The organism is Paenibacillus sp. FSL L8-0333, from assembly GCF_037965665.1.
Classification (GTDB): domain Bacteria; phylum Bacillota; class Bacilli; order Paenibacillales; family Paenibacillaceae; genus Paenibacillus_AQ; species Paenibacillus_AQ odorifer.
The window spans coordinates 2,222,706-2,242,007 of record NZ_CP150186.1 but is presented as its reverse complement, the minus strand read 5'-3'; the positions used below and the strand labels follow the sequence as shown (position 1 = coordinate 2,242,007).

The 19,302-nt window shown below is 42.9% G+C and carries 14 protein-coding genes and 1 pseudogene; 6 read left to right on the top strand and 9 right to left on the bottom strand.

Going from position 1 to position 19,302, the window contains the following annotated elements; translation table 11 throughout:
* Positions 1-28: 28 nt before the first annotated feature.
* Together NYE72_RS09645 and NYE72_RS09640 are read right to left on the bottom strand one after the other, a co-directional pair.
* Positions 29-3,631, bottom strand: a complete 3,603-nt coding sequence (locus NYE72_RS09645; protein ID WP_076140898.1) for a M14 family metallopeptidase — start codon at positions 3,629-3,631, stop codon at positions 29-31.
* 238 nt (positions 3,632-3,869) lie between these two features.
* Complete coding sequence (locus tag NYE72_RS09640; protein WP_081389339.1) at positions 3,870-5,618, bottom strand: alpha-glucosidase; 1,749 nt, start codon at positions 5,616-5,618, stop codon at positions 3,870-3,872.
* A gap of 274 nt (positions 5,619-5,892) precedes the next feature.
* Here NYE72_RS09640 and NYE72_RS09635 point away from each other — a divergent pair, with 274 nt between their 5' ends.
* Positions 5,893-6,888, top strand: a complete 996-nt coding sequence (locus NYE72_RS09635) for a LacI family DNA-binding transcriptional regulator (RefSeq protein WP_235219425.1) — start codon at positions 5,893-5,895, stop codon at positions 6,886-6,888.
* A gap of 48 nt (positions 6,889-6,936) precedes the next feature.
* Here the strand turns inward: NYE72_RS09635 and NYE72_RS09630 are convergent, their stop codons facing one another.
* Positions 6,937-7,143, bottom strand: a complete 207-nt coding sequence (locus NYE72_RS09630) for a hypothetical protein (RefSeq protein ID WP_076107497.1) — start codon at positions 7,141-7,143, stop codon at positions 6,937-6,939.
* Positions 7,144-7,164: 21 nt separating this feature from the next.
* On the bottom strand, positions 7,165-7,746 hold the full coding sequence (gene clpP, locus NYE72_RS09625) for an ATP-dependent Clp endopeptidase proteolytic subunit ClpP (protein ID WP_036679301.1): 582 nt from the start codon (positions 7,744-7,746) through the stop codon (positions 7,165-7,167).
* Positions 7,747-7,989: 243 nt separating this feature from the next.
* Here clpP and NYE72_RS09620 point away from each other — a divergent pair.
* The 3 genes and pseudogenes from NYE72_RS09620 to NYE72_RS09610 form a co-directional block, all read left to right on the top strand.
* Positions 7,990-8,091: pseudogene (locus tag NYE72_RS09620) on the top strand (sigma factor); the annotation flags it as partial.
* Entirely contained in the window at positions 8,089-8,964 is an 876-nt protein-coding gene (locus NYE72_RS09615; protein ID WP_339212061.1) for an RNA polymerase sigma factor, read from the top strand. The pseudogene NYE72_RS09620 and the gene NYE72_RS09615, both read left to right, overlap by 3 nt.
* Before the next feature lie 473 nt (positions 8,965-9,437).
* Positions 9,438-10,325, top strand: coding sequence for an NAD-dependent epimerase/dehydratase family protein (locus NYE72_RS09610; RefSeq protein ID WP_076107500.1), 888 nt, complete (start codon positions 9,438-9,440; stop codon positions 10,323-10,325).
* 528 nt (positions 10,326-10,853) lie between these two features.
* On the opposite strand, the gene NYE72_RS09605 is transcribed toward NYE72_RS09610, so the two are convergent.
* Positions 10,854-12,650 (bottom strand): methyl-accepting chemotaxis protein, encoded by a 1,797-nt coding sequence (locus NYE72_RS09605; RefSeq protein ID WP_339211742.1) that lies wholly within the window; start codon positions 12,648-12,650, stop codon positions 10,854-10,856.
* Positions 12,651-12,995: 345 nt separating this feature from the next.
* Here NYE72_RS09605 and NYE72_RS09600 point away from each other — a divergent pair, with 345 nt between their 5' ends.
* The gene (locus NYE72_RS09600; RefSeq protein ID WP_076098483.1) at positions 12,996-13,937 is read left to right on the top strand and encodes a MerR family transcriptional regulator; all 942 of its coding nucleotides are present in this window, start codon (positions 12,996-12,998) and stop codon (positions 13,935-13,937) included.
* Between the two features lie 114 nt (positions 13,938-14,051).
* Here NYE72_RS09600 and NYE72_RS09595 read toward each other — a convergent pair whose 3' ends face one another.
* Positions 14,052-14,513: a DUF2798 domain-containing protein gene (locus NYE72_RS09595; protein ID WP_038569752.1), complete on the bottom strand. Its 462-nt coding sequence runs from the start codon at positions 14,511-14,513 to the stop codon at positions 14,052-14,054.
* Positions 14,514-14,648: 135 nt separating this feature from the next.
* Here NYE72_RS09595 and NYE72_RS09590 point away from each other — a divergent pair, with 135 nt between their 5' ends.
* The gene (locus NYE72_RS09590) at positions 14,649-15,065 is read left to right on the top strand and encodes a helix-turn-helix domain-containing protein (RefSeq protein ID WP_038569750.1); all 417 of its coding nucleotides are present in this window, start codon (positions 14,649-14,651) and stop codon (positions 15,063-15,065) included.
* 76 nt (positions 15,066-15,141) lie between these two features.
* On the opposite strand, the gene NYE72_RS09585 is transcribed toward NYE72_RS09590, so the two are convergent.
* From NYE72_RS09585 to NYE72_RS09575, 3 genes are all read right to left on the bottom strand, one after another.
* Complete coding sequence (locus NYE72_RS09585; protein ID WP_076098484.1) at positions 15,142-17,079, bottom strand: FAD-dependent oxidoreductase; 1,938 nt, start codon at positions 17,077-17,079, stop codon at positions 15,142-15,144.
* 199 nt (positions 17,080-17,278) lie between these two features.
* Positions 17,279-18,088, bottom strand: a complete 810-nt coding sequence (locus NYE72_RS09580; protein ID WP_339211741.1) for a MerR family transcriptional regulator — start codon at positions 18,086-18,088, stop codon at positions 17,279-17,281.
* A gap of 110 nt (positions 18,089-18,198) precedes the next feature.
* Positions 18,199-19,242, bottom strand: coding sequence for a YeiH family protein (locus tag NYE72_RS09575; RefSeq protein ID WP_339211740.1), 1,044 nt, complete (start codon positions 19,240-19,242; stop codon positions 18,199-18,201).
* Positions 19,243-19,302: the final 60 nt, after the last annotated feature.

Genomic DNA, 19,302 nt, shown 5'->3' with positions numbered 1-19,302 from the left:
CTTGTATTATTTTATAAGTATCTAAAACTTAATTAAGCTTCAACATCCTATCAATAATCACTGCTGCTTGAGCACGGTTGGCAATGTTTTTAGGACCGAAGGTATCCGCAATCAGACCTTGCACAATACCTTCCTGAGTTAGTAATGCCACCGCTTCTTTACCGTAAGCAGCGATTGTTGCCTGGTCTTTAAAGTTAGCCAAAGCGGCATTTGTATCATTTACCGACTTGCCTTTAAATTTCTTAAGTGCATTGGATACAATGATTGCCATTTCCTCGCGTGTAATCGCACGGTTAGGATCAAACCTTCCATTGCCTACACCGTTAATCAATCCGTTCTTGACCCCGGATGCAATGTATCCATAAGACCAGTCAGAAGCTTTCACGTCACTGAAGGCAGCGGTTGATTTCACATCAAGCAGATCAAAAGCTCGCACGATCATGGTAATAAACTCGGCACGCGTCACCTCTTTAAGCGGAGCAAAGGAATTATCGCTCACTCCTTGCAGGATCCCTTTTGCCGCCAGCTCTTGAATTGCCGATACTGCCCACGCCACCTTACCTAGATCCGTGAAGTTAGAACCTATTGGGTTTGGTGTTGCAGACGGCTGCACAGTTGGAGTTGGAGCTGGCGTTGGTGTTGCAGACGGCTGCACGGTCGGTGCAGGTGTTGATGTTACAGATGGCTGCCACGGTGTCGAAGGTGTTGTTGGCTCTGGTTCATTCACCCCGTTATCCATACCATCCTCTTTAGTCGCCGCTGGAGCAGCAGCATAGATTGAATTGGCAAGCAATCTGAATTGATTTTGCGGATGATATTTATTCATCAGATCATTCGCAAATAACGTCACATGGATGTTGTCTGTATTGTAAGTAAGCGCCAATACTTGGTCTTGTGCAGCCTCGTTATTCGGCCACCAGCCTGCTTTGAAAAAGTCAGCTCCTGATCCGTATTTCGCCAAGATCTCTGCGCCTTCAGGCACTTTTGTAATATAAGCCGCGGAAACTGTGTAGAGATATTCGCTATCGGCATAAGGCGCTGTAATTACATTGTCCTGAGAGACCTCAGCCTTAAACAATCCCTCATGAGCATCTTCTTTACCATCCTTATTGACCGGAGTTGAATAGTCCAGTCCAGGGAGGACCTTAAGCCCTTTAACAGTTTTTAGCATCGTTCTTCCATAACCGATAAACGGTTTACCTGTAGCAATCAGATTCGTTCCCGAATTGATTAGAACATCTGCTGCCACTGTATCCGTAGTTACGTTAAACCCAAGATCCTTCAGCATAAATGCAGTCGCTCCTGCAATAGCTACCTTAGGAGCCTTAAGCAATTTACCCGTTCTGTTCTCTGCAGCACTAAACGGCACAATATCCAGCAGATATTTAGACGATACCGTTCTAAGATTGGATCTGGAAACAAGGAAACTTCCCTTCTCGTAACCTGTACCCCCATTCTCCAGCAGTGTCACTGCCTTATGGTTGGCTAGCAGCTCATTCACAGCTTTTATCGCATCATTGTTGCTGTTTTTAATCACATAATTTTGCTCGAACGGAGATTGATCCAGATTCGTACTAGGGATCGTTACACCGCTAACCTCTTCTGTCTTCCCAGTGAATGCTCCTACAGAACGGCTAATATATCGGTCAAAACCACGCATAGCCGAGAAATTCTGTACCGTATCGGAATACATCTCATTAAAATCCGAGACATCTAGTCCATCATACAAGACAAGATTCGCATAACCTCTTTTGGCTTGATGCATATTCACCACATAGGTTCCAGCCGGATAGACTACAGAATCTACAGTTACACTGGCTGTTGTCCGTTCTACTTTCACATTGTTACGCAGTAGGTACTGAACCATTTTGTAGGTTTCCAGATCATTTTTTTGCAAATCTTTTGCAACCGGAAGAATGTAATACTCAGGGAAGAAATTCGTATTCTCATCTACCCCTGGACGTCCAATAGACTCATTCTGTGCATTGATTAGATAATCTTTAACAGCAGCATTAGTATTCTCATTTTGGATACCCCGTTTGAAGATTTCCAATTGATTCAGGAACAGTTCCTGCTTGTTGTTGATCACATAATCGGTGGCCCCCAAAGCCGCATAATAAAAGGCATCCAGTGAATCTTCATTCAATTCAGGCACTTCAATGGTATGCCCAAGTGCTCCTTGATGCATGGCATATACAGCTGTGTAGGCTGGCGAAGCATCATCCCAACCTGTTGCATTCGTTCCTTTATAGTTCGGATCCTGTTGTGTTTTTTCGTATTCTTCATAAGGGATATGGTAGGAATCATATTTTGTATTAGCAATCCCCGCCTTACCCATGGCATTTGCTTGCTCAAGCATACTTGGCATTACAAGATCATATTCAATGTTAGGATCATGAGGTGGTGTGCAAGGCTCAATCAAGAAGCCACTTACAAATCCATGCATGTCCAAAAAGGTAAGCGGCGTCCACTTAGCAATTTGTGCAGTTACCGCTTGTGTCTCAGGTTGGGTCTGGTAAGAGTTGTCCCGATTTGGATCAAGCAGCGTTGAAGTTTGACGCGTGTTTAACGCGCGACCGTCAGGATTCTCTACATAATCAAGCAGGAAAATCACATGGTCAAGCGCTTCGTCGATGTTCAGAACTACCTTTTTCGGATTTCCATTCTCATCAGTGGTATCATAGGTGACAATTTGCTGTGTCATCAGCGTATCCAAAAACTTAATGATTACATCGACACCATTGGCTTCATCGGCATGAATGTTATTCAACCAAATAGGTACCTTATAATTCTGCAGATCCCCGTCGTTAATTTTCTTTTGCAGGGCTTCAGGATCATTCATCATAAGCGGTAAGGTCTCGTTCAAATATTGATCTACTGAGGACTTATCCTTAGCAACAATAGAGAAATGAATGGCACGACCTTGAGTTGAGGTCCCAATTTGCTGATACTCTACATATCGATCATATTTATTATTGCTTTCAGCAGTAATCCTATCGATCGCGGGTTTAATCTCATCATATGTATGATAGGTTTCATATGGATTTAGTTTGACTTGCTGCTCTACCAGCACATCTCCAGCAGGTAATGTCCCGATTAGATTATAAATTCCCACTCGTTTGACGTACTCTGCACGTATACCCGTTAGTGAGAGATTCTCTCCGTACAGCAAATCAAAATGAATTAAAGCCTTTACTTTTGAACCTGAGATCGGCTCATATGTCACTGTTACGAAAGGATTACCTGAATAATCTTTCGCATCTTTATTCCATTTTTTCCACTCTGCCAGCGGCTTCATCTCTTCCGCCGTTCTGCCAAAATTCCAGATGATATCTTGAGGCGATGCCCCATCAGGAAGATCTAAAGTCAATTCTAATGTTCTAGCTTCCGTCATAGAAGCTTTGTATACTTCTGTGGAAACTGTCGCCGCTATTTGTTCATAGACAGCAGTCGCTACCGTAGTTTGTTCTGAAGAAAGCACCGCTGGGTCAGCTGTGTTCTCCGTAGAAACCGGAGCAACAACCGCCTGCGGGTTAATTTCGGTTGCAACTTCACCTGCATATGCAGCTGGAAGCAGACCCGACATCATAAGTGTAAAAGCTAGTAATAAAGATAGTATTCTCTTGGACATTTTTTACCTCCTATAATTTTGTCTACTTTCACCCCAAATTGAATGAATATACACTTATATGAATCTGTATTCATAACATAATATAGTATTCTATTAATTTTGGGAACAAAAATAATAGAAAAAATAATATTTTTATACGACTTGCCTAGGTAAGCGTATTCATTTTGTGCAAGAGTCCTACACTACCGCAACAAAAAAAGCGCCCGGATAACCGGGCGCTTTGAATTACAATAATATATTAAACTGTTTCTGGAAAAGAAGCTTCACTTAACTCTTGTGCAGGTACAAGTTCACTGCTCCCCTCTTGCTCTACAGGTGCGTTAACCAGCATATACACACGGGACTCGTAAGGCCGTAATGCGACAGTCTCAATCGGCTCCGCAGGATCAACCTCATAGTTATGCAAGAGCAACTCACTAGTATCAAACTCCAATTCAAATGGAAGGTCAAACAGCGCTTCCTCTGCTGTCAGGTTAGACATGACCAGCAGTTTTTCATTTCCAAGCGTCCTAGTATAAGCATAAATACGTTCATCTTCAGGCAAAATGAGATCATAAGTCCCGTAAACAGTAACGGGATTAGCAGCCCGAAGAGCGATAAGCTTTTTGTAATGATGATAGATGGAATAAGGGTCCTGCTTCGCCCGCTCCACATTGATTTCCGTATAATTCGGATTCACCTTCATCCATGGCTTGCCGCTGCTGAAACCAGCGTTTTCAGAGTCGCTCCATTGCATTGGTGTTCTAGAGTTGTCCCGACCGTTCTTCCAGATTACCTCCATGACTTCCTCATGTGATTTACCGGCTTCAGTCTCCAAACGATACAAGTTCTTCATCGCCACATCATCGTAATCATCCATTGATTCAAATCTTACATTGGTCATCCCAATTTCTTGACCTTGATAAATAAATGGTGTTCCCTGCATCAGGAAATACATCGTAGCCAACGATTTAGCTGACTCTTTCCAATACTGGCCATCATTTCCCCAAGTAGAAACTGAACGCGGTTGGTCGTGATTTTCGATGAACAATGCGTTCCAGCCTCTGCCCTCAAGACCTTTTTGCCAACGGGAGAGAGCTGATTTTAGCTGCAGAACATCCAATCCACCTGTCACACTCTTATTCCAAAGAGCTAAATGCTCGAATTGAAAAATCATATTAAATTTGCCTTGCTCTTCACCCACCCACGACTCCGCCTGATCAACATTTACACCACTCGCTTCGCCAACCGTCATGATGTCATATCGGTCAAACGTCTCCTGCTTGAGCTCCTGCAAGAAATCGTGAATCCCTTCACGGTTCATGTGACCATCGCCAGACGGAACATACGGAAGATTCTGTGGATTCGGCAGATCGGGATGTCCGGTGATTTTTTTAATATGTGAAATGGCATCCACCCGGAAGCCGTCGATTCCTTTGTCCAGCCACCAGTTGACCATGCTATACAATTCACGGCGCACCTCAGGATTCTCCCAGTTGAGGTCTGGCTGTCTTTTGGAAAATACATGCATAAAATATTGCTCTGTGGCGGGATCAAGCTCCCAAATCGAACCGCTGAAAATACTCTCCCAGTTATTCGGCTCCTTCCCGTCCTTAGGATCACTCCAAATATAATAATCCCGCTTCGGATTATCCTTGCTTGAACGTGCTTCAACAAACCATGGATGTTCGTCCGAAGTATGATTAATCACTAGATCCAGAATCAGCTTCATGCCTCGTGCATGAACCTCGTGCAGCAGCTGATCAAAGTCGGCCATGCTGCCGAACTCCGCCATAATATCCTGATAATCCGAAATATCATAACCATTATCATCATTTGGGGATTTATAAATAGGACAGATCCAAATGACATTGATGCCAAGCTCCTGCAAATAATCAAGTTTAGAAATGACTCCTTGCAGATCGCCTATACCATCACCATTGCTGTCCATAAAGCTCCGTGGGTAAATTTGATACGCTGTGGCTTCTTTCCACCATGTTCTGTTCAATGCATGCAGCTCCTTCGTATTCATATACCCTTCATAGGAAAATATTTTCCCTAAATTCATTAAAATTAATAATTTAGTTATTGTTTTTAGCAAAAATTCAACTTTATCGTTCAAAAAAAGCTTTTTTCAAGGAAATAATTTTCCTACAGCGATCATTATAGGACCTTTTATTTCCTAGGTCAACAACAATCTTTTGGATTCTTGAAGCTATCCGTGATATGCTTGCGAGAGTTGAAACACCAAGTGAATCATATGGAAAGTTATGGTGATCTTCTTGAAGGTAAAGATAAAAGATATAGCCCAAATGGCGAACGTTTCGATCTCTACGGTGTCCAGGGTAATCAATAACAGCAAACCAGTAAACGAAGATGTCCGTAAACGAGTATTGGAAGCTATTAAACAAACCAACTACCGTCCGAATGTCATCGGCCTTGAAACGGACAAAGCTAATACACAGCTGATCGGTGTGATCATTCCGCAGAATAGCAACACTGTACTGGATGACTTCAATGTTGGTATTCGCGATCTTGCGGATTTGTATGGATACGACATTATGGTCGGATTAACGGACGGCAGTGCAGAAAGTGAACAACACTATTTGAAGATGTTCCAGCGTATTGGGACGGAAGGAAATATATTTGTGGGTTCAATTCCAAACCATGAACATCTGGAGATCATCCGCAGCTCAAATACACCTTGCGTGCTTGTCGGGCAACAATCGCAGGTGGATATGATTCCTTCCGTTCATCTGGACAATATAACTGCCTCCTATGAAGCTGTTACTTATCTGATTCAAAAAGGTCATCGCAAAATCGCTATGATTCGCGGCTCGGGAGATAATGCGGTGGGTGGGGATCGGTATAAAGGCTATCTACAAGCCCTTATGGATGCAGGCATAACCTTAAGGAAAGAATGGGTAGTAGAAAGTGCGATGGCCGTCGAAGATGGGAGCGACGCCATGCGCCGAATTATGGATAGCGGGGAGTTACCTACTGCGGTGTTTTGCTCTACAGATTGGATGGCAGTTGGAGCCATGAATCATTTAACCGATAACGGTCTACGGGTGCCAGCTGATGTCGCCGTGTTCGGTTTTGATAACAGCTTCATTGCCTCTATCGTTCGACCTAAGCTTTCCTCGGTTGAATACTCTGGAACGGAGATTGGGATGACCGCCACCCGAACCTTAATCAAGCTGATTAAAGGGGAGACCGTTGTGCCGCATCATGCAAATGTGGCTCATTATTTGGCTATTCGGGAAAGTACGGGTTAGGAGCTTGGGAGCTCCTAACCCTTTTTTATACAGATGATGTTGTTGATGTTATTGTGTGAACCCTACTTTGGCTCGTTCACGCGTTTTGGTACCTAGAGAGATAGAACAGATCGAGCTGATTGGAATATAAAACTCTTCAAAATCCGTCCGATATTTGACGAAATTTTCACTTACCGTTTCCAGCACTCCTTTTGTAGCGTTGGAGCCATCCACAAAATAGATTGTTACCTCTTTTCCCTGCAAAACCTCCAGCATAGCCTTCTTCACTCCTTCGTCTTAGAGATTTGTGATGACCTTATCGATAATTCCGTATTCAACCGCCTCATCGGCTGACATGAAATAATCTCGATCCATATCTTGCAGTACCTTCTCTACCGTCTGCCCAGTTCGGTCCGCTGTAATTTGCACAAGCACTTCCCTTGCCTTCAAAATACGTTTGGCACTGATCGCAATGTCACTAGCTTGCCCCTGCGCCCCACCATGCGGCTGATGAATCATAATCTCGCTATTCGGCAAGGCATAACGTTTCCCTTTGGCCCCAGCCAATAACAACAAAGAACCAAAAGAAGCCGCCATTCCTGTACAAATGGTATTCACCGGAGGCTTAATAAGCTGCATCGTGTCATAAATACTGAAGCCTGCGGTGATAGAGCCACCTGGACAATTGATATACATGTGTATATCTTTATCCGGATCTTCTGCTGATAAGAACAATAACTGGGCAACAATACTGTTAGCCAGCTGATCCTCAATTTCCGCACCTACGAACACTATCCGGTCCTTCAACAGCCGCGAATAAATATCGTAAGATCTTTCACCTTGATTCGTTTGTTCGACTACATAAGGAACGTACGCCATCCGTATTCGACCTCCATCTGTTTTAGAGTTTTGAAATCTACCCTGTAAACGGATTAATATGGGGATAGGATACGTTAGGCGTGAGAATTTTTATTTTTTAAAATTGCGTATCTTAATTTCCTGCTCATTCGTTTATTATTAGAAGTAATCGAAATCACCTTACTGGAAAAGGAGTTATGCAGAGTGATCATCCTTGAGAAGCTTAGCACCGGAGATGAGCCGGATGAAAGTAACAGCAGGTCTTTGCAGATAGCTCTGAAGCGATATTGTCTTGCATTGACACAATCCCCGTGGGATGCCGATGATTTAGCTCAGGATACATGGGTCAAGGCTCTAGGTTATATGAAGACTTCGAACTCAACGAGCGCAAATAATGGGAACAGTCCAATGAATGAAGTTAAACAAAATAAAGAAACCATTGAAAATGATAAGGCTAATGGAGCTAATGGAGCTAATGGAGCTAATGGAGCTAATGAAAAACTTAAAACTAATCAAACTAATCAAATGAACTATACGTTTTCTAAGGCTGCAACGTCTGCTAAGGCTGTAACGCCATCTAAGACTGCACCATCTACAAGATCTGCAAAATCTGCAATGCATTCTACGATTCCTACAAATTCTACTCATCATACAAGTTCTACAAATCACCCAAATCCTGAGGCATTGCTTTTTCGGATTGCCCGAAACACATGGATTGATATCATGCGGCGAAAAGCCACCTTGTCACGAGTGTTGGAGCTGGATCAGTCCCCCACTGAAGCCTCTGCGGAGTATGGTTTATTTGAGATTGAAGCTGCTTTTCAAGCACTACAGGAGCATTTATCTCCGCTGCAGCAGGCGGTATTCCTGCTTCGAGATGTGTTGGGACACTCTGCAATGGAAGCTGCCGAGATTCTCGATACCACAGAAGGGGCAATAAAAGCCGCTCTGCACCGAGCCCGGCAAGCCCTTCCTCTCGTAAGACAAGAGCTGCTTCAGGCCGATGGTCCTTCCTTACCACAGGACACAGCCGTGCAGATTGTCTTGAGCCGCCTTGCAGCCGCGTATGAACATGGGGAAATTGCCGAGCTGATCGAGCTTGTATTTGCGGACGAAAGTCAGGAACCTGTAATGGCGGTATCGAGCCAAAGCTTGCAAGGCTTCCAGACCTTCCAAGCTGGTGGATTCAGTTCAAACAGCTGGAATTATACCACGCCAGGAATGTGTATGGTGGCGTAGTTTTTCGTTAAGCTCGATTTCGGGCAGCTAAGTGTCTCGTTACGTTAAAAACGAACAGATATAATTGCGATTAGTTCGCTTAATGTGTAATTAACATTTGGGCTGTTTGTGGTAACTAGCTACAAACGTTGCATATTGTGCAACAGACTCCGCCGTCCTGGCAGCAAAAATTGAATCTGCTGTACTTTCTGCAATAGATTCTGGTGAAAAGTTAGTTTAATGCCACTTACTCATCCATTGATTGCATAGAGTGCAATAGATTCAAATTTTCTCCACTCTAATACGAATTCTATTGCACGAAGTACACTCAAAACTAACTCTTTCCCTTTAGTCCAATTTGTATCACTCAAAACTCAATACATTGCTGCTGATCTGGCTGATCCCGCCGCTTCTCTACAATGAATCAGAAGCTTCACATAAACCAATAAACAGTCATTTTAATAACCATTAATAGCAATCAAGGAGTGAGGTTGATGAGTAAGATTCTTATTTTAGGCGGCACACGCTTTTTTGGGAAACGTTTGGTCGAGCGTCTGCTTGAGGATTCTAAGAACGAAGTAACCATATTAACGCGCGGGGAAACAAGCGACCCTTTTGGCGATCTCGTTCACCGGATACAGGTGGATCGGTCTCAACCGGAGGCCTTCGCTCAAGCATTAGGTGATACGAGTTGGGATGTAGTCTACGATAATATTTGTTTTTCACCTGATGAAGCGGATCAGGCGCGCCGTATTTTTGACGGCAAAACCACACGTTACATACTGACTTCAAGTTTATCTGTTTATGATTTCAGTGAGCAAGCGCTGACGGAAGAGGTGTTCGATCCTGAAACGCACCCTATTCGTTATGGAGGACGAAATGACTTCACCTATCAGGAGGGGAAAAGACTGGCGGAAGCCGTCCTTATCCAACAAGCTAACTTCCCTGTAGCCGCTGTCCGCTTTCCGATTGTTCTGGGAACTGACGATTATACACGAAGACTCCATTTTCATATCGAACATGTACGTAACGAGCTGCCCATCGGGATTCCGAATCCAGATGCAAATATCTGTTTTATCCGTTCGGACGAAGCCGCTGATTTTCTGTATTGGCTTGGCAACTCGACGGTGACGGGTCCTCTCAACGCTTGCTCAGACGGTACGGTTAGTATTAAGGAGCTTATCTCGCTGATTGAAAAAGAGACCAGAAAACAAGCCGTCATTCAAAGCGAAACAGCGGATGCGCATAATTCTCCATTCGGGATCACACAATCCTGGTTTATGGATACAGCTAAAGCTCAATCGGAGGGATACAAGTTTCTCACTCTAAGCGACTGGCTCCCAGAGTTAGTTAGCACCCTAAATCAAACTTACGAGGACTAATTATATTTCTACATAAAAAAGCTGGCTCCTTCGTGGATACTCCCACGAAGGAGCCAGCTTCTTTATGCAACAAATCACAATTATGCGTTGAGTTAATTGCACTCTATACAACTATTTTCAGGTATGTGCACTCCCACCTGGTTTTAGTTGTATTTCATGCAATTAAATCCCCACTAAACAGCCGCTATCCCCTTTTCAGCTCGAAATAGCTGCACTAAATACAACTAAACCCTAATCAAGCTAAATACAAACCTTTTTAGTTGTATAAAATACACTTAAAATCAAAACGGCAGATAGAACCTCACTAAGCGCTAAACTTTAGCCTCTCATCTCTAAACTCTATTCTATAAACTCTAATCTCTGGACTCTACTCTCTACTCTCTACTCTACTCCCTACTCCCTACTCCCTACTCCCTACTCCCTACTCCCTACTCCCTACTCCCTACTCTCTACTCTCTTCTCTCTTCTCTCTTCTCTATTCTCTATTCCCTATTCCACCTTACGCTACGAATGCCAATTCCCGCTGAGCTACGCAGAGATTGTCAGATAAGACCCCTCTTTAGAAGCGTCTGCATTTGGTGTACCACCATCATTTGGAGTACCGCTATCATCTGGAGGATCGCCAGCACCTAATGTATCATCTCCTAATGCGTCTCCTAATGTGTCCCCAGCTTCTGGAGTGCCAGCATGCTTTGTATCCCTGTCCCCTTCATCGCTGACCCCATCGTCCCCATCTGAATCAATCTTAAAAATATTGATTTCTTTGAATAAATTCTGCGAAATTTCATTAATCTCAATGGCTTGACGGGCTATATCACGGATAGCATGATCCTGCTGTACGCTGGAGGCGTTCACCTCTTGCACTCCTGCCGCAGTTTCCTCGGCGATGGCCGCGACGGCATGAACAGACTCTGCGAGTCTACGGTTCATAGTCTGAGTCATATCCACTTTGTCGTGAATTTGCCCAATCTGTTTACTAATCTCCACAATAGATTGATCAATCGCTTCGAAAGAGGACAACGTTTCGGCCACTTTATGATCCTGTTCCTCAAGATTTCCTTTGGTCACCAGCATATATTGCTGGAATTCATCCATCCCGGATTGCAGCTCGCTAATAATCTGACTGATATGTACGGAGGACTCTTTAGTCTGCACAGATAATTGTCTTACTTCATCAGCGATGACAGCGAACCCTTTTCCGTAGGCACCTGCCCGGGCTGCTTCAATTGCTGCGTTAAGTGAGAGGATATTGGTCTGATTAGAAATATCTGTTATGGATTTAGTGATGCGCGAGATGTCCTTTGATTGATCACTCAGTTTGGTTAAAGCCAGATATACTTTATTAACAGATTCACGCGAATGCTCAGATACCTCCCGGAGGGCGATGACGGATTCAGATCCTTTACGAGTATTGTGATTAGCCGTTTGACTGGTAGCCAGCATAACCTCGGTATACTCCGTGATCTCATTCACTTCACGTTCCAGCTCCTGAATCAGGCCAGCGCTCTGCTCGGATTGTCCTGCCTGCTGTTCTGCGCCTACCGAAATTTCCTGTATAGTGCTTACGATATCTTGATTCGTATGCGCCGTTATAGATGAAGATTCTTGAAAAGAATGCGAATAAGTTGCCAGCGAAGAGGCTACTGACTGGGTATGCTGAAGCATTTCCCGGACCCGCTCCACCATATGATCAAAATGATGACTCAAACTGCCCAACTCATCGTTGTAAGGTGAGTTAATCTGCTGACGCAAATCTCCTTCGGCAATTTTTCGCAGAGCCAATTGCAGTTTATGAATAGGATTCAGGAAGGAACGTATGAGCATAACCGCAATCACTAATGTGAAAATAAACACTAGCACAGCTGCGTAAGCAACTATAGAGGTGGTTAGATTAAGCAGATCAAAAGAATAATCCTGTGCTTTTTCTGCATTTTCTGCTGCTGCCGTATACAACTTTTCATTAGTCACTAGCATGACTTCACTCAACGCTGTAGCCTTCGTATGTAATTCATCGATTTGTTCCAGCACACTCATGGGATCGAGCTGCTCATCTTCTATGGTCTTTACCAATTCGTCAAAATATCCCGTATATTCCCCAATCTGACTATGTAATTGTTCTAACTCTTTAAATGCCGGCGAATCTGCCGCAAAATCCACCGTCGCCAACTCTTTAGTCAGCTTTGTTTGCTTGTCCTTAAAGGGTTGGACGAACTCCAAATCACTCGAACCCGCTAACGAAGATTCTACCGCATTCATTTCCTGCAGCAGCTGCGTAAATAATGACACGGTAATTCGTTTTTCCATCTCAGCTTTTTGCGTTTCCATAGAAATCTCCACTTGGCTGATTTTATGGTTTTGATAAAACGCTACTCCCAAAAAGAAAAGAACAATGGTGGAAAAACTCAAAATCAACTTCCATTTCATAGTTAGATGCATAGACCTAGCTTTCAACAATATCATCCTCCGTATAAAGCCTCATATTGCAATAGGTACATTCTACCAATATCTTGATTGTAGAAGCTGGACGTTAAATACTGGACAATGTTTTGTATGAGAAATGTAAATTATCTCGAATACCCAATCATTAATTCTCCTTGCAATTGACGTAACGTTAAATGCTAAAATAATCCACATAAGGCGCCTTATCAAACTATGAAACGGGAGTTGTATATGAGCGGATTTGTTACCATTGATAAGCTTTCTGCGCAATTCGGACTGACGAGTCGGACTCTGCGTCACTGGGAAGCTCAAGGATTGTTTGAAAGTAAGCGGGATAGCAGCTCTGGCTGGCGGATTTATGATGAGAAAGCAATACTCGCCATTCGGGTTACCTCATTATTAAGAAAGCTGGATATTAGCATCAAGGATATTGGAACTGTGCTTAAACATATGTCCGTTCAGTCCATGTATGAAGCGCTCAGCCAGCAAGCGGCTTCTATTCACAATCAAAAAACAGAACTAACAAATAGAGAAGGTGAAATCCATCTCTTTTTACAGTGGATATCTGCCCATATCGAGGAACCCATTACAAATCAATTATTATCTGAACTAAACGAAAAGTCATGCAATCCATCGGATGGTATGACTAAAACTGAGGAGGTTATATCTATGCCAACTATTAATCACTCTACCCCTATTCATGTAAGATTCATTACTCTTCCAGCTATGAGATTTGCCTACAATGTTGCGGTTAGTACCTCTCCAGAAGATGAAGCTATGATCCCGGTTAATGAATGGCTGGAAGCTAGTCAACTATTAGGCACAGCACGGCTGTTTGGCGGCAATACGAACCCGCATCCAAGTGGTGAGAATAAACCTTACGGATATGGATTCTGTGCCTCAATACCGGAAAATGTGAAGATACCAGCTCACCTAAAGGAAATGCGGCTCGACGGCGGCCTCTATGCTCTGACAGAAAGCACTGATGATATCTACGGCTCATGGCAAGCCCTAATGGGGTATCTGGATAATCATCCTGATTATCAAGCGGATCACGATTCCAGATTATGTCTGGAGGAGCATATCCGCAACGATAGTCCCAAAGGTAGCGGAAATGAGTATGCCCTAAATCTACTCGAACCTGTAAAAAAGAGAGTTCACACGCTTGCATAAGAGAGCGAGCCATAGATAAACGTTTCTAATCTTTAAAAAAACAAAACGCTCTCTTCTGCTTATTCAGGCAGACGGAGAGCGTTTTGTTGTACATTGCTTCTATTGATTTATTCCCTACGCAGACACTGCTGGAGTAATTTTCACAAAAATAAATCGTGTAAGCGGCCCAACTAAAATGATTTGCAGTGGAAGTGCAAAAATAAAATTTTTACCTATGGCAGACAGATAAGCTCTTGGTAGTTCAGCAGAAAATCCAACATGTAGAACTGCGCCATACAAGGACATGAACAATACCATTCCTGTCACCATAAAAAAGGATATGAACATGATTTTTTTGATCATCGGATCATTTTCTTTAACCAGCTTATGCGCGATCCCCTTCGCAACCTTGCCTACAACAAATACATCTAGAATGAGTGCAACTATAAATGCAGGCAAGTAGCCGACAATCACATCCTTAACTAACGTGCCTGACCAACCCTCCATTAGTGCTACATTGTAAATACTCATACCCAGCACCATCAAAAAACACATGATGAACGTAAATAAAAATGCTTCTTTTTTGTTTCTTCCCATCTTCAAGCTCCTTTTATCTCTGTATTGTCAACTTGGATTACAATAACACAAATTCTCAAATCAAGTCAACCAAGTTGACAATATTCGCAAATGTCTTATACTGGGATAAACGAGCCATGATTTAGGAGTGTTCTAATGAATAAGCAGCTGCAAAAAATGAACCTGATCGATTTACTCAGTGAGAAGCATCTAGCTTTACGTAAAATAGTGACAGACAAAGACCCGGATCAAATTAATAAGACCGAATCCCACATTCTTGCAGTTCTTGAGGCCCGAGAAATGTTATCGATCTCAGAAATCAGTAGAATAATTCATATTTCAAGACAGGGCACGCATAAAAGCATTCAAGGCATGTTATCCCGTGGTTATGTCGAAGCCGTTGAAGTCGAAGGAAATCAGCGTGACAAAAATATTGTCCTCACTCCAAAGGGAATAGAATGCAATAACAGAATGATGATCACCAAAATTGAATTAGAGCAGCAGATCGCTGCCAAGCTAGGAGTAACAAATGTAGAGCTTCTTAAATCTTTGCTAAAAGAAGATTGGCTCTAATCTCCAGCAAAAAAAGACGCAGAGTTGTCTACTCTGCGTCTTTAAAAAGATTGAATTATTTTCCGGGAAATTGTCGTTAATTAGCTTTCAAAGCACTGTTTGCCGCGCTCTCTCCACCTAGACGACCTGAGGTAAAGGAATAACCAATTCCAACCCCATTGCCAACATAGGTATCGTTGAATAATACGCCTTCCGATTCAAGCCCTACAGCAAACAATCCTTTTACTGGTGTACGTTTATCATTTAGCACTTGGAACTTAGTGTTTACCAGCAAGCCACCTACAGAACCCAAGTTGTTGATTTCAGCGACGATGGCATAATATGGTCCTTCTTCGCCCATTGGCTCTAAATAATCAGCAGCTTTACCAAATTCAGTATCCACACCAGTTTTTGTAGCTTCTTTATAACTATTGTAATTTTCTACAAACACATCTACATCCATACCTGCATTTGTTGCTAATTCTTCGATTGTATTTCCTTTGAAGCCATCTCCGTTTTCTACCATAGAATCAAAGACCTTTTCTGCATTTACCCATGGATTCTCTAACGTGAATTGATCTGCAAATTCGGCATAAAATTCTGGTGGCATTCCTGGCAGGCTTGGTGCGTTAACACCTTTCATCCCCTTGGACTGAAGAGCAGCCAATTGTGATTTTGATACGATAACCATATGATAAGCACCATTAAATGCACTCGTATTAGCTGCTGCGACCGATGTTAATGTAGCTGCTTCATCTCTGAAACGTGCTCCGGAAGAACTGACATTCATGAAGTTAGGCAGATATGTCAACATCAGCGGATAACTTGCTTCAAAAGGCTCATATTGTGCTTTTAGTCCTTGTGTTGCTCTGGCTAATGTTTGGTGCAGCATCTGTCCACCGAAGTTATCAGGAACCTTGGCTCCTGCTTCCCAAGCCATCTTCAGACCTTCCCCAACGTTCTGACCTAGTCCTCCGTTAACCCCTTCAAAGCCAAAAGCTTCTTTAACCATTTCCGAATTTGCGGCATAACCGCCTGTTGCCATTACGACACTTTTTGCTGTGATTTCAAGAGTAGTCCCGTCTGATTTCTCAGCCACAATACCTGTAACTTCTCCTGCTTCATTGGTAATCAGCTTTTTGGCAGTGGTTTCAGTGATCACTTGTCCACCCTTTTGTTCAACCGATTCAGCCAACATTTTCCGAAGGGTCTCTTCACGGGTTTCATAAGCTGGCAGTACATGCAGCTGCTCTCCGAAAAAGTTTAGGAAGCTGGTTTTATACCCTTTTTCTGCTAACCAATCATAAGTTTCACCGGATTTCGTTACGTATTGTCTAATCGCTGCAGCGTCAACTCTCCAGTGATTGTTGACAATCCAATCGGCAATTTCTTTTTCCACATTTACTTTAAGATTATTGTCAGTAGCTGCGGAAGAATTATAGAACTTACCAGCCCAGGATAGATTACTTGCTCCCCCGATAACTCCTGTTTTTTCGATAATAATAACCTTGGCACCTTTATCAGCAGCGGTTACCGCTGCGGACACACCAGATGCACCGGCGCCTACTACCACTACGTCTGATTCAAGCTTTTCCGTTTTACCTTCACCCGCTTTTTGCACGCCACCGGCTTTGAGGACTTCCAGATTTCCTCCACCTTTGGTTACGGCATCTTCAACTGCAGCGAGCATTGCTTCACTGGAAAGACTCGCACCACTAACAGCATCTACTGCCAAGGTTTGTCCTTCCAGAATTTGATCTTTTATTTTTTCAAGTGCACTATCGCCTAGACCACCCGTTTCTGACTGGCTTACGATCTTGATATCTTTAATTTTATCTGGCTCATCCATAGTGACTTCTACTTTAATCACGCCTTCTTTGCCTTCCGCTTCCCCAGCGAATGTACCGGCTTTAAAAGATGATGATGACGAATTTGCCGACTCCCCATTTCCTTTGCATCCGCTCAGCATGGAAACGATCAGCACCATACAAAAAGTTAACATGAGCATTTTCTTGGTGAAATTTCTGTTGCGCATTCTCTTCTCCCCCAGTATCTAATATCTTATAGCTCGCCAAGAACGTGATATTTTTCACATTCATATCTATACATATCTACCGAACGTTGCCAAGCTATATACCGAAGTATAAACCTTGGTGCAGCACCAAGGTCAATGTCCAATTCTTGTCCAAAAAGAAAAACACCCGCTCTCAGAGCAGGTGTTTATAGAAATACACTTATAGAATTGGAATATTCACTTCCAAATACGAACGGTTATTGCCTTCTATTTTTTCAGTGAGCATTAATTTACCCACCACATCACCCGCTATGGTATATCCATTTGCTTCGATGTAATCTATCATAAACTGCAAGGATTTCTTCGTGATATAATGTCCATCCGTAGATAACATGATAGCAGAGATACAGGTACTCGGGCTAATGTACTCTACATATTCATCGATATCCATCGCAAATTTCTGCACTTCCTCCTCGGGTAAGGTAAGCCCCCAGCTATAGTCAAAGTTATTATCACTGGATAACACCCCCGCGTCCTCAATCTTAAAAGAATAAAACGCATAAGGAAGCCTATCCATCCAAGTGTTGACGAGGCTTTTTACGATATCATTTTTTAATAATGCATTTTTATCCGTTTGCTTAAGCCTGTACATGCCTGGCAGTTGTTTAAGTTTACATATATATAATGAGGACTCTATTTCCTTAAGCTCTTTATGAATTTCATTCATCTTGTTTAGCAGCATCGTCTTTTGCTTAATCTCTTCTTCTAAACTCTGCTGAGACTGCTGCATCATTCCCATAACTTGCTCAATAGAGGACTCCTTCATTAAAAGTGCCACTTCGGGCAATGGAATTTCCATACTGCGATACCATCTGCTCATTAACAGATCCCTTGCATCTAAATCATTAAAATATCTATAATTATTGCTGTTATCTTTTGTAGGCCTAACAATATCATGTTTCTCGTATAATCTCAGCGTATCCGCAGTTACCCCGAGAATGGAAGCAAATTCACCTATGCAATACTTCACCTGAAGTCCCTCCATTCATTTCATGCATACCCTACCACACTAAATGATAAAGAGAAAGACGCTGTTGGGATATGAAGTAACTCATTTCATACTCAGGGTGTACATGCTAACTACGCTAGTGCAAGTAAGTGAACTAACATAAATCCAACTAGAGATAACATGACCGATCCTATAAGTCCCGCTGCAAAAGACTTCATTCCAAGCCGTCTAAATGCCGCCAAATCAACGTTTAACCCAAGCCCTGCCATCGCCATAGCGATTAACATATAAGCAATCGTAACGATCCCATTGGCTACTGATGCGGAGACGATTCCTAACGAATTCACACCACTGACGACTAGAAATCCTAGAATAAACCAAGGGATTGGAATGCTTTTCCACGAAGCTTTAGCCGCTCCACCTTGCACTTTTCTTTCTTCACGATTGGACCAAATCCCAATTAAAATAGCCACTGGCACAAGTAAGGCCACCCGGGTCAATTTAACGATGACCGCCATATCAACGGCAGCATTTCCACCAGCATCCGCAGCTGCGATAACGTGAGCAATTTCATGTAAAGTCGCTCCTGAGAATACCCCATAACCTAAATCTGATAAGCCGAGAAAAGGATATAGAAATGTGTACAGCAGTGTAAATATTGTGCCTAATATAGCTACTATAGCTGCACCAATGGCAGTTTCGTCATCTTTGGCTTTTATCTGTGGAGCGATGGCAACCACCGCTGCCGCACCGCAAATCGCAGTTCCGCAGGCAGTTAAGATACTGAGGCGCTTATCTACTTTGAACAGTCGAGCCAGTCCGTATACAACGGAGATCGCAAATATAATGACGATGACTGCCAAAAGAAATACCCGAGGTCCTGCAGCAACGATATCCATTAGATTAAGCCGCATACCGAGCAGGATAATCCCTAGACGAAGCAGTTTTTTACTGGAAAAATCGGTGCCATGTGTGATGCTACCTGGCACTCCTATCGTAGCTCGCCAAATAATCCCGATTAAGATAGCAATGACCAATTGCCCCATAATAGATAGGAATGGAAAACCCGCTAAAAATTTCGCCAATAATGCGATAACTAAGGTTAGCCCTATCCCTAATGCAAACCCAACCTTTTTGTTGTGATCTGGTTGATACAAACCTTCTGATTGACCCATGTCGTATACACTCCTTGATGAATCTCTAGATGATGCTGTATAAATACATCCCATGACTCA

Excerpts from the sequence above, each read along its gene's own strand:
- NYE72_RS09645 (WP_076140898.1), bottom strand. The coding sequence starts at position 3,631 with ATGTCCAAGAGAATACTATCTTTATTACTAGCTTTTACACTTATGATG.
- NYE72_RS09630 (WP_076107497.1), bottom strand. The coding sequence starts at position 7,143 with ATGCTGGAGGTTTTGCAGGGAAAAGAGGTAACAATCTATTTTGTGGAT.
- clpP (WP_036679301.1), bottom strand. The coding sequence starts at position 7,746 with ATGGCGTACGTTCCTTATGTAGTCGAACAAACGAATCAAGGTGAAAGA.
- NYE72_RS09615 (WP_339212061.1), top strand. The coding sequence starts at position 8,089 with ATGAAGACTTCGAACTCAACGAGCGCAAATAATGGGAACAGTCCAATG.
- NYE72_RS09610 (WP_076107500.1), top strand. The coding sequence starts at position 9,438 with ATGAGTAAGATTCTTATTTTAGGCGGCACACGCTTTTTTGGGAAACGT.
- NYE72_RS09605 (WP_339211742.1), bottom strand. The coding sequence starts at position 12,650 with ATGGAAACGCAAAAAGCTGAGATGGAAAAACGAATTACCGTGTCATTA.
- NYE72_RS09600 (WP_076098483.1), top strand. The coding sequence starts at position 12,996 with ATGAGCGGATTTGTTACCATTGATAAGCTTTCTGCGCAATTCGGACTG.
- NYE72_RS09595 (WP_038569752.1), bottom strand. The coding sequence starts at position 14,513 with ATGGGAAGAAACAAAAAAGAAGCATTTTTATTTACGTTCATCATGTGT.
- NYE72_RS09590 (WP_038569750.1), top strand. The coding sequence starts at position 14,649 with ATGAATAAGCAGCTGCAAAAAATGAACCTGATCGATTTACTCAGTGAG.
- NYE72_RS09585 (WP_076098484.1), bottom strand. The coding sequence starts at position 17,079 with ATGCGCAACAGAAATTTCACCAAGAAAATGCTCATGTTAACTTTTTGT.
- NYE72_RS09575 (WP_339211740.1), bottom strand. The coding sequence starts at position 19,242 with ATGGGTCAATCAGAAGGTTTGTATCAACCAGATCACAACAAAAAGGTT.